General features: G+C 61.7%; 5 protein-coding genes. 3 read left to right on the top strand and 2 right to left on the bottom strand.

Going from position 1 to position 9,411, the window contains the following annotated elements; all coding sequences use genetic code 11:
• Positions 1-3,191 (bottom strand): transglutaminase family protein (locus Q0341_RS05935; RefSeq protein ID WP_299511199.1); only part of this gene is annotated, 3,191 nt, incomplete at its 3' end.
• Between the two features lie 281 nt (positions 3,192-3,472).
• On the opposite strand from Q0341_RS05935, the gene Q0341_RS05930 reads away from it, so the two are divergent.
• The 3 genes from Q0341_RS05930 (at position 3,473) to Q0341_RS05920 (ending at position 8,671) form a co-directional block, all read left to right on the top strand.
• Positions 3,473-6,031 carry a DNA internalization-related competence protein ComEC/Rec2 gene (locus tag Q0341_RS05930; protein ID WP_366522689.1) on the top strand — a complete coding sequence of 853 codons (2,559 nt, stop codon included), beginning with the start codon at positions 3,473-3,475 and terminating at the stop codon, positions 6,029-6,031.
• Positions 6,032-6,089: 58 nt separating this feature from the next.
• Complete coding sequence (locus Q0341_RS05925) at positions 6,090-7,553, top strand: circularly permuted type 2 ATP-grasp protein (protein ID WP_299511198.1); 1,464 nt, start codon at positions 6,090-6,092, stop codon at positions 7,551-7,553.
• A gap of 140 nt (positions 7,554-7,693) precedes the next feature.
• Positions 7,694-8,671: an alpha-E domain-containing protein gene (locus Q0341_RS05920; RefSeq protein ID WP_299511197.1), complete on the top strand. Its 978-nt coding sequence runs from the start codon at positions 7,694-7,696 to the stop codon at positions 8,669-8,671.
• 48 nt (positions 8,672-8,719) lie between these two features.
• Here the strand turns inward: Q0341_RS05920 and xth are convergent.
• A partial coding sequence (xth, locus tag Q0341_RS05915) for an exodeoxyribonuclease III (RefSeq protein ID WP_299511196.1) occupies positions 8,720-9,411 on the bottom strand: 692 nt, incomplete at its 5' end.

Genomic DNA, 9,411 nt, shown 5'->3' with positions numbered 1-9,411 from the left:
TATTGGCAGCCCCCGAGTGAACGCTTCATCCAAGTGTCCACCAGGTCCACCGTCAGCGGCGCGTGCACGCCGATGCTGGGGTGCAAAGAAGAAGGCGGGTTCCAAGCCTTGTAGCGCACGCTGGCGACGTACTCGCCCACCACGCCCGTGGGCTGCAGGGGCAGGGGCTTGCCGTTCACGGTCACTGTGTGGCGCGCCGGGTTGATGCCGGTCACATGCACCTCGATGCGCTCCAGTGAGGAGTCCACATAACGGGCCGTGCCGCCTGCGCCGTTTTCTTCGCCCATGACGTGCCAAGGCTCCAGCGCGTTGCGCAGCGTCAGCACCGCACCATCGACGCTGACTTGCCCGACCAGGGGAAAGCGGAACTCAAAGTGTGGTGCAAACCAGCTCGGGTCGAAGTGGAAGCCGGCATCGCCCAGCTCGGTGAGCACGTCGTCAAAGTCCTTGTGCAGCCAATGCGGCAGCATGAAGCGGTCGTGCAGCTCGGTGCCCCAGCGGGTCACGGGGGCAGAATAGGGTTCGTCCCAAAAGCGTGCAACGAGCGAGCGCAGCAGCAGTTGCTGCACGATGCTCATGCGGGCGTGGGGCGGCATCTCGAAAGCGCGCAACTCCAAGAGGCCCAAGCGGCCGGTGCTGCTGTCGGGTGAGTACATCTTGTCGATGCAAAACTCGCTGCGGTGGGTGTTGCCGGTCACGTCGATCAGGATGTTGCGCAGGGTGCGGTCGACGATCCATGGGGGCATGTCTTCGCCATGGTGTTGCCGGTGCCGAACGATTTCGCGCAGGGCGATTTCCAGCTCATAGACCTGGTCGTTGCGCGCTTCGTCCACACGCGGGGCCTGGCTGGTGGGGCCGATGAACATGCCGCTGAACAAATAGCTCAGGCTCGGGTGGTTGTGCCAATACAGGATGAGGCTGGCGAGCAGTTCAGGGCGTCGTAAAAACGGGCTGTCGGTCGGGGTGGCCCCGCCCATCACCATGTGGTTGCCGCCACCGGTGCCGGTGTGGCGGCCGTCGGTCATGAACTTTTCTGCGGACAGGCGCGTCTCGAAAGCGGCCTGGTACAAGAACTCGGTGTGCGCCACCAACTCGGCCCAGTTGTGGGTCGGGTGGATGTTGACCTCGATCACGCCGGGATCGGGCGTGACTTGCAGGAGTTTGAGGCGCGGGTCGCGGGGCGGTGGGTAGCCTTCCATGACGATCTTCATGCCCAGCTGCCTCGCCGTGGCTTCTACCGCGCTGACCAGCGCTAGATAGTCTTCGAGGCGGGCCAGGGGGGGCATGAAGACATACAGCACACCCGACTTGTCGCCTGTTTTCTCGGCGTCCGACTCGGCTTTGGGGCCATTGGCCCGGTTGGGGTCGCGCACTTCCACACACAAGGCGGTGCGCACCACCGAGGGGTCGGACGCGAACTTGGCCACCGGCGCATGGGCGGGCAGCGCTTGCGCTTGGCGCGGTTGTTGGGTCACCACTGGGGTGGTAAGCAAGGCGTTGCGGTGGGCGAACGGGTCTTGCTCAATCATGTGCCAACGGTCGGTTGGCGCGGCCCAGGGCAGCGAATCCAGCGGCAAACGCCAGCCCATGGGCGAGTCACCGGGCATGAGGTACATGCGCTCGTCGCGCAAAAACCAGGGGCCGGTTTGCCATTGCGGCCCAGCCAGATCGGGCTCAGCCGTGTCTGTGATTTGAAGCGGCAGCACATAACCCACCGCTTGGTCCAGGCCTTGGCTGAAGATGCGGCGCAAGCGGTTGCGCTCCATCTCGTCGTCCAAGCGGGCGTCAAAAGGGTCGACATTCACTGGCAAGCGGCGTTCGCGCCACAGGTAATACCAGGTGTCCTCGTAGCCGGGCACCACGGTGTCGGCACCCAAACCCAGCTGCGCTGTGAGTCCTTGCATGAAGCGCTGGGCGTCAGCGCTGGTGTAATGGCTCGGTTCGCGTTCGTCGGCAAACACCTCGGGGTGTTGCCAGCAAGGCGTGCCATCGGCGCGCCAGTAAATGCTGAGCGCCCAGCGCGGCAACTGCTCGCCCGGGTACCACTTGCCTTGGCCAAAATGCAAAAACCCGCCTTGGCCGTATTGCTGGCGCAGCTTGTGCACCAGCTCGGTGGCCAGACCGCGCTTGGTGGGCCCCAGGGCGTCGGTGTTCCATTCGGCCCCATCACGGTCTTGCGTCGACACAAAGGTGGGCTCGCCGCCCATGGTCAGGCGCACGTCCTCGGCCACCAGTTGTGCGTCGACTTGTGCCCCCAGCTTCAAAACATCGGCCCACTGTTCGTCGGTGTAGGGCTTGGTGACGCGGGGCGACTCGTGGATGCGGGTGGCCTTCATCTCGTGGCTGAACGCGACTTCGGCCTCGTCCATCAGGCCTTCGATCGGTGCAGCGGCAGATGGCTGCGGCGTGCAGGCCAGCGGAATGTGGCCTTCGCCTGCCAACAAGCCCGAGGTGGGGTCGAGCCCCACCCAGCCCGCGCCAGGCAAATACACCTCGCACCAGGCGTGCAGGTCGGTGAAGTCGACTTCGGTGCCGCTGGGGCCATCGAGCGATTTCACGTCCGGGGCCAGCTGGATCAGGTAGCCCGAGACAAAACGGGCGGCGATGTTCATGTGCCGGAACAGCTGCACCAAAAGCCAGGCCGTGTCGCGGCAAGACCCGCTTTGGAGGGTCAGGGTTTCTTCGGGCGTTTGCACCCCCGGCTCCATGCGGATGGTGTAACGGATGTCTTGGTGCAGGCGCTGGTTGATTTGCACTAGAAAGTCGATGGTGCGCTGGCGCTTGCGGTCCATGCTGGCCAGGTATTTTTTGAACAACGGCGTCTTGTTGTCCTTGATCAGGTAGGACTGCAGCTCCTCGCGCACCGTGTCGGAATATTTGAAGGGCACTTCTTCGGCCGAAGGCTCCAAAAAGAAGTCAAACGGGTTGAAGACCGCCATTTCGGTGACCAAGTCCACGGTGACTTTGAAGGCGGTGGTTTTTTTCGGAAAAACCAAGCGGGCTTGGTAATTGGCAAAGGCGTCTTGCTGCCAGTTGACGAAATGCTCTGCGGGTTCCACTTGGAGGCTGTAGCTCAGGATGCGGCTGCGGCTGTGCGGGGCGGGGCGCAGTCGGATGACTTGCGGGCCGAGCTGTACGGGACGGTCGTAGGTGTAGTGGGTGACGTGGTGCAGGGCAACGTGTATCGACATATCTCGTTCAGCGCAACAGGGGCTGCACGCATGACAAATGCAGCTTGGGCGGTTACAACAAGCAAGACACGCGCCATGAAGGGCTTGCGCCGCACCGTTGTCGGTTTGGCTCAGCGCAGGCCCTTCCATTGAGCGCTCGAGTGAGCGACAAATAAACCAGCCAAAACAGGGAGGCTGAGCATGAAGCGATGTGGCGCGCGGGTGCATGACCGGGCAAGTGTTGGGTCCACTTGGGGCTGCTGTCATTTTGGGCTTTGGCGGGGGGGTGGCGCATGACGGGCATGGCCTGGTCCCGCAACTTGGCATGGGGCTTGTTGGCTTGGTGCGCGGGTGTGGCCGCGCAACTGCAACAAGAAGTGCTTTGGCCGCTGGAGGCCTATGCGGGTATGGCAGCTGTGGCTCTGGCTGTGGCTTTGGCCGGTGGGGTGTCTCGCTTGGGCGGGCGACCCGTTTGGGTCCGCGCTCTGGGCGTGTGCTGCGTTTGGATGGCCATGTCTTTTGCGGTCACAGGCGTGCATGCCCTCAGTCGCTCGGGCGCTATCGACCCTGCACTGGAGGGCCAAGACCTAGAGGTGGTGGGCATGGTGCAGGCCATGCCGCAGCGCCAGGCCGAGGGTTGGCGCTTTCGCTTTGGGATCGAGCAAGCCTGGCGGGTTGACCCTGCCGGTGCCTTGCACCGGGTGGATTTGCGCGCCTCATTGCCCTCCCAGGTGTATTTGGGTTGGTACGCACAAGGTGGCGGTTCGGGCAGCGAGGCCAGCACCACCTTGCTGCCCGAACCCGTGAAACCCGGTGAACGCTGGCGCTTGAGGGTGCGGCTGAAGGCGCCCCATGGCAACCTGAACCCGGGCGGCTTTGACTACGAGTTGTGGTTGTGGGAGCAGAGCATTCGGGCCACGGGCTATGTGCGAACCGGGGCCAAGGATCCTGCCCCCGCGTTGCTGGCCTCCACGGCTTGGCACCCGATAGAGGCTTGGCGACAGTCGGTCCGTGACCGCTTGTTGGCGAAGGTGTCACCCACCGAAATCGATGGCAAGGCGGCCCAATTGGCCGGGGTCGTGGCGGCCTTGGTCACAGGCGATCAGGCGGCCATTGACCGCAGCGACTGGGACGTGTTTCGCACCACCGGTGTGGCGCACTTGATGAGCATCTCGGGCCTGCATGTGACCATGTTTGCGTGGTTGGCCTCGGCGTTGGTGGCCTGGGCTTGGCGCAAGTCGGCTTTGTGGGGCTTTGCGGTCGCTTTGCTTTGGCCTGCTGTTCATGTGGGGGCAGTGTCGGGCCTGTTGTTGGCCGGCTTGTATGCCTTGTTCAGCGGTTGGGGCGTTCCGGCGCAGCGCACCTTGCTGATGCTGTGCGTGGTGGTGACGCTCAGGATGTCGGCAAGCCACTGGTCCGGGCCCTTGGTCTGGCTCATGGCGTGTGCGGTGGTGCTGGCTTGGGACCCTTGGGCCTTTTTGCAGCCAGGCTTTTGGTTGAGCTTTGTGGCGGTCGGTGTGTTGATGGCTTACAACCCGCTGCACGCCACGCACAGGCCCGATGCACCACAACAGGACGAGAGCCATGCACCGACTTGGCGCATGAATGGCGTGCGGGCCGTGTTAGGGCACCTTTTGGGTGCAAAGGTCCGTCGTCGCATGGGTTCGGTGGGCTTGTACAAAGTGTTCACTTTGTTGCGAGAGCAAGCGACCATCACCTTGGCTTTGGGCCCTTTGACGCTGTTGTTCTTTGGGCAAGTCTCGTTGGTGGGTTTGTTGGCCAACCTGTTGGCGATTCCGTGGGTGACTTTGGTCGTCACGCCGCTGGCCATGTTGGGTGTGCTGTGGTCACAAGCTTGGGTCTTGGCGGCTTGGGCGTTGCAGCCTTTGTCGTTCGTGCTGAACGCGATGGCGGCCTGGCCATGGGCCAGTGTGTCCACCGCCATGCCGCCTTGGGGCTTGGCGCTGCTGGCGCTGGTAGGCGCTTTGGCCTGTGTGGTGCGCATGCCTTTGTCTTGGAAATGCTTGTGTTTGCCTCTGTTCTGGCCGGTGTTGTTTTGGTCGCCCCTGCGCCCCGCTGCAGGGGCGTTTGAGTTGCTGGCCGCTGACATTGGCCAAGGCAATGCGGTGCTGGTGCGCACCGCCACCCACAGCTTGCTTTACGACGCAGGCCCACGCTATTCCGCCGAGAGCGATGCAGGCCAGCGGGTGCTGGTGCCTTTGCTGATGCAAATGGGCGAACGCATTGACACCCTGATGCTCAGCCACCGCGACAGTGACCATACCGGTGGTGCGGCAGCGGTGTTGAACACACAGCCGCAGGCGCAGTTGTGGTCCTCTCTGGAAGACGCGCACCCATTGCTTGCCTTGCGCCCGGCATGGACCCCTTGCCAAGCCGGCCAGTCCTGGGTGTGGGATGGGGTGTTGTTTGAACTGTTGCACCCGCCTGCGGGTCAGCCCAGTTTGAAATCGAATGCGCTCAGCTGTGTTTTGCGCATCAGCAATGCCCGCAGCGCTGCCTTGTTGGCGGGTGACATCGAGGCGGCGCAGGAGTTGGCTCTGGTTCGAGCGGGCTTGGCCCCCGTCGATCTGTTGCTGGTGCCGCACCATGGCAGCAAAACATCGTCAAGTTTGCCTTTTTTACAAGCGCTGCAACCACGGCTGGCCTTGGTTCAGGCCGGTTACCGCAACCGTTATGGGCACCCAGCGGCTGTGGTGGAAAGCCGTTACCGCGATCAGGGCATTGCACTGGTGGTGTCCAGCCAATGCGGCGCGGCACGCTGGCACAGCGATACGCCAGAAAAAATGGAATGCGAGCGGGGTGTGGGTCGGCGTTACTGGCACCACAAGTTCCCGTCTTAACCGACCACTGACTTGATGGGTATGCATCTTGCTATAGTGTAGTCAGGAGTAAAGAGCCATGCGCCAATTCGATGAGATGTACAGCCGCCTGCCTGCCGCAGGCGATACCGGGCAAGTCAGAGACCATTACCTCGCCTACGCCCGTTGGTTGCAAGCGCAAAACCCTCAGACCATGATCGCACGCCGGGAAGAGGCCGAGATGATTTTTCGGCGGGTGGGCATCACGTTCGCTGTGTATGGCGAGTTGGATGAGGACAAAAGCAAGGACGAGGGCGGCACCGAGCGCTTGATTCCATTTGATCTGATTCCCCGCGTGATCGCTGCCAACGAATGGCGGGGCATGGAGGCCGGTTTGGTGCAGCGCGTCACCGCGCTCAACCGCTTCATCCACGATGTCTACCACGACCAAGAAATTTTGAAGGCGGGCGTGGTGCCGCGTGAGCAGATCGAGCGCAATGCGCAATTTCGTCCCGAGATGGTGGGCGTGGACGTGCCCAACCAGATCTATTCGCACATCAGCGGCATCGACATCGTGCGCGCCCCCGACAGCGCGGGCAAGGGTGAGTACTACGTGCTCGAAGACAACCTGCGTGTGCCCAGTGGCGTGAGCTACATGCTGGAAGACCGCAAGATGATGATGCGGCTGTTTCCTGAACTCTTCAGCCAGCACCGCGTGGCCCCGGTTGCGCACTATCCCGATTTGCTGCTGGAGACACTGCGCGCCAGCAGCCCTGCGACCACGGCCGAGCCCACGGTGGTGGTGCTCACGCCCGGTATGTACAACAGCGCCTACTTTGAACACGCCTTTCTGGCTCAACAAATGGGCGTGGAGCTGGTGGAAGGCCAAGACCTGTTTGTGAAAGACAAGTTTGTTTACATGCGCACCACACGCGGCCCCAAGCGGGTCGACGTGATTTACCGAAGGGTGGACGACGACTTTTTGGACCCCAGTGTGTTTCGCCCCACCTCGACGCTGGGCTGCGCCGGGCTGATGGAGGCTTACAGAGCAGGCCATGTGGCGATCTGCAACGCGGTGGGCACGGGCGTGGCCGATGACAAATCGATCTACCCCTACGTACCCGACATGATCAAGTTCTACCTGGGCGAAGAGCCGATCCTCAAAAACGTGCCCACTTACCAGTGCCGCAAGCCCGACGACTTGCAGTACACCCTGGCCCACCTGAAAGACCTGGTGGTCAAGGAAGTGCACGGCGCGGGCGGCTACGGCATGCTGGTCGGTCCGGCCTCCACCCAAGCAGAGATCGAACGTTTTCGGGGCGCACTGCTGGCCAACCCCGAAGGCTACATCGCGCAGCCCACGCTCAGCCTGTCGAGCTGCCCCACTTATGTGGACAAGGGCATCGCCCCGCGCCACATTGACCTGCGCCCCTTTGTGCTGAGCGGCCGCACGGTGCAAATGGTGCCCGGAGGCCTGACCCGCGTGGCGTTGAAAGAAGGGTCTCTGGTGGTGAACAGCAGCCAAGGCGGCGGCACCAAAGACACCTGGATTTTGCAGGACTGAGGCCTGTAAATGACCTGTCACCCCGTAGGTCGGCGGCTTTAGCCCCGACATCTTGCTTGTTTGATGCTTCGTGTCGGAGCTAAAGCCACCGACCTGCAAAACCAAATCATGGCTCGCCTCGAATCGCTAAGGAATTCAAAATGCTCTCAAGAACCGCCGACCATCTGTTTTGGATGTCCCGCTACATGGAGCGTGCAGAGAACACCGCCCGCATGCTGAACGTCAGCTATGAAACCTCTTTGCTGCCTCAGTCTGCTGCAGCCGTAGAGGCGGGTTGGGAGGGCATTTTGTCCATCAGCGAGTTGTTGCCTGCCTACTTGTCGCTTTACAAAAGCATCAACCCCCGCGATGTGATGGACTTCATGGTCAAGGATGCGGACAACCCTTCGTCCATCATCTCTTGCCTGCGGGCGGCGCGTGAAAACGCCCGAGCCGTGCGGGGAACGCTGACCACCGAAGTGTGGGAGACGCAAAACCAGACTTGGCTGGAGGTCAACCGCATGCTCAAAAGTGGCGAGTTTGAGCGAGATCCCGCCGAGTTCTTTGAATGGGTCAAGTTCCGTTCGCACCTGTCACGCGGCGTGACGGTGGGCACCATGCTGATGGACGAGTCTTTGTATTTCATGCGCATGGGCACGTTTTTGGAGCGGGCCGACAACACCGCGCGGCTGGTGGATGTGAAGTTCCACGCCATGCAAAATGATTTTTTTGGCGCGCCACAATATGGCGCGCCCGAGACCGAGACGGCCCAGGAATTCGATTTTTACCACTGGAGCGCGATCTTGCGCAGCGTCAGTGGCTTCGAGGTCTACCGCAAGGTTTACCGCGATGTGATCCGCCCCGAACGCGTGGCCGAGTTGCTCATCTTGCGTGCAGACATGCCGCGCTCCTTGCATGCGAGCTTGAACGAGGTGGTGTCCAACTTGGCCCTGGTCTCACATGACCGAGACAGTGACACGCTGCGTCATGCTGGGCGCTTGCGCGCTGAGTTGGCATTTGGCCGCATCGACGAAATCTTGGCCACCGGCTTGCATGCCTACCTGACGCAATTTTTAGAGCGGGTGAACGTTCTGGGCGGGCGCATCAGCCGCGAGTTTTTGATGCCGCAGGCGGCATAAGTGGGGCGTTAAGTCGAACCGTCAAGGCCTCGACCTGCGGGATTTGCATCAATTGTCCAAGGTCAAGACCACGGGCGCGTGGTCGCTGGGGCGTTCGTTTTTACGCGGTGCTCGGTCGATCATGCAGGCCGTGGCTCGCGCCTTGAGCGCTTGTGTAATCAAGATGTGGTCGATGCGCAGGCCCCGGTTGCGGCGAAAACCAAACTCGCGGTAATCCCACCAGCTGTAGCTCTTTTCGGCTTGTTCAAACAGGCGAAAGCTGTCCACCAGGCCCAGGTTGACGAGGTCTTGCAACTTCTCGCGTTCGGCGTCGGTGCAGTGGATGGTGCCCGCCAAAGCCACCGGGTCCCACATGTCGAGTTCGTCAAAGGTGATGTTGTAGTCACCCAGCAGCACCAGGTTTGGGTGTTTTTGCATCTCGCTGCCCACCCACTCGCGCAGCGCGTCGAGCCAGCGCATTTTGTAGACAAATTTGTCGCTGTCTGGCGCTTGACCGTTGGGAAAATACGCGCCAATGACCCGCACTGTGCCACCCGCGCCATCGGGGTAGGTGGCGGCGATCACCCGGGACATGTCGTCTTCAAAACCGGGAATGTTTTTGACCACATCCGAGCCTTCGGCTTTGGAGATCAGGGCCACGCCGTTGTATGTTTTTTGACCAAACCATTGCGCCTGATAGCCTGCTTCGGCGAAAGCCGCTGACGGGAATTTATCGTCCGTGAGCTTGAGTTCTTGCAGGG

Origin of the sequence: uncultured Limnohabitans sp., assembly GCF_937889215.1 — a bacterium.
In the GTDB taxonomy this organism is placed as follows: Bacteria; Pseudomonadota; Gammaproteobacteria; order Burkholderiales; family Burkholderiaceae_C; genus Limnohabitans_A.
This window is presented reverse-complemented; position numbering and strand designations above follow the sequence as displayed.

Coding starts and splice junctions, on each gene's coding strand:
- Q0341_RS05930 (WP_366522689.1), top strand. CDS start 3,473: ATGGCCTGGTCCCGCAACTTGGCATGGGGCTTGTTGGCTTGGTGCGCG.
- Q0341_RS05925 (WP_299511198.1), top strand. CDS start 6,090: ATGCGCCAATTCGATGAGATGTACAGCCGCCTGCCTGCCGCAGGCGAT.
- Q0341_RS05920 (WP_299511197.1), top strand. CDS start 7,694: ATGCTCTCAAGAACCGCCGACCATCTGTTTTGGATGTCCCGCTACATG.